Genomic DNA, 1458 nt, shown 5'->3' on the forward strand with positions numbered 1-1458 from the left:
GATCAGCCCCATGACCAGCACCGGTCCCGACTTCGGCAACCGATCCAGGACCGCCGCGAACTCGGCCGATGCGAGATCGAGGGCAACCCGCCGCGCCGATGCTTCATCGGTCAGGTAGCCCTGCAGAAAACCTTCTGGAAAGACCAGCAGGGCCACGCCTTCAGCCTCAGCGAGCGCCGCGACCCTAACCGCATAATCCAAGGCCGCCCCAAGATTTTCCCGAAATTCCGGCGTCTGGGCGGCGGCTATCCGAATGCTCGTCACTTAGATCTCCGGGTTCTCGGCCGCGGCATCTCAGCAAAAGGCCCGGCACTGTGGCCGGGCCTCTCCTTGAAAATCGGTAAACCTCAGAACGTCGAGGCACCGCTGCCCCAGGGGCCGTGGTGGAAATCCTTACCATCAAGGCGGTCGAAGCCGTGGGCGCCGAAGAAGTCGCGCTGTGCCTGGATGAGGTTTGCCGTTCCCCTGCCCTGGCGATAGGCGTCGAAATAGGTCAGCGCCGAGGTCAGCGCCGGCACCGGCAGGCCGGCGGCAATCGCGCCACCGACGACACGGCGCAGCGCTGGGATCGATTCCTTGACCATGTCGGAGAAAGCCGGCGTGACGATGAGGTTTGCAGCGTCAGGCGCCTTGGTGAAGGCCGAGGTGATCTCGTCGAGGAACTGCGAGCGGATGATGCAGCCGGCGCGCCAGATCCTGGCAATCGTCGGCATCGGCAGTGACCAGTTGAACTCGCGCGACGCTTCCGCCATCACCGCGAAGCCCTGCGCATAGGCGCCGATCTTGGCGGCAAACAACGCCAGCTCCAGATCTTTGTTCAGTTCGGGGCCGTAAGCGATCGGGAAGGACACTGCCTGCGTGCCGAAGATCTTTTCGGCGGCTTCGCGCTGCGACTTCATCGAGGAGAGGCTGCGGGCGGCGACGGCGGCTTCGATCGCCGTTGCCGGAATGCCCATGTTCTGCGCCTCGATCGCCGACCACTTGCCGGTGCCTTTCTGGCCGGCCTTGTCGAGGATCATGTCGACCATCGGTCCGCCGGAAACGGGATCGGTTGCGGCAAGCACCTTCTCGGAGATCTCGATCAGGTAGGAGTTCAACCGGCCCTTGTTCCATTCGCCGAAGATGCCGGAGATTTCCGAAGCACTCTTGCCGAGGCCGTCGCGCAGGATGCCGTAGATTTCGGCGATCATCTGCATGTCGGCATATTCGATGCCGTTGTGGATGGTCTTGACGAAATGGCCGGCGCCGTCATTGCCGAGCCAGGCGACGCAGGGCTCGTCATTGTAACGGGCGGCAATCGAGGTCAGCACCTTCTCGACGCGCTTCCAGGACTCTTCGGTGCCGCCGACCATGATCGACGGGCCGTGGCGCGCACCTTCTTCGCCGCCGGAAACACCCATGCCGATGAAGGTCAGATCGGTATTCTTCAGCCGATCGAAGCGGGCGACGGTGTCGCGG

General features: G+C 63.5%; 2 protein-coding genes. Both read right to left on the bottom strand.

The window, feature by feature from the left end; translation table 11 throughout:
- Positions 1-264, bottom strand: a 264-nt coding sequence (locus FY112_RS00320) for a carbon-nitrogen hydrolase family protein (RefSeq protein ID WP_181018108.1), incomplete at its 3' end; no start/stop codon positions are given.
- A gap of 83 nt (positions 265-347) precedes the next feature.
- Positions 348-1458 (bottom strand): NADP-dependent phosphogluconate dehydrogenase (gene gndA, locus FY112_RS00325; RefSeq protein WP_151517350.1); only part of this gene is annotated, 1111 nt, incomplete at its 5' end.

It is taken from the genome of Rhizobium sp. PEPV16, from assembly GCF_008919455.1.
GTDB classification, from domain to species: Bacteria; Pseudomonadota; Alphaproteobacteria; order Rhizobiales; family Rhizobiaceae; genus Rhizobium; species Rhizobium leguminosarum_Q.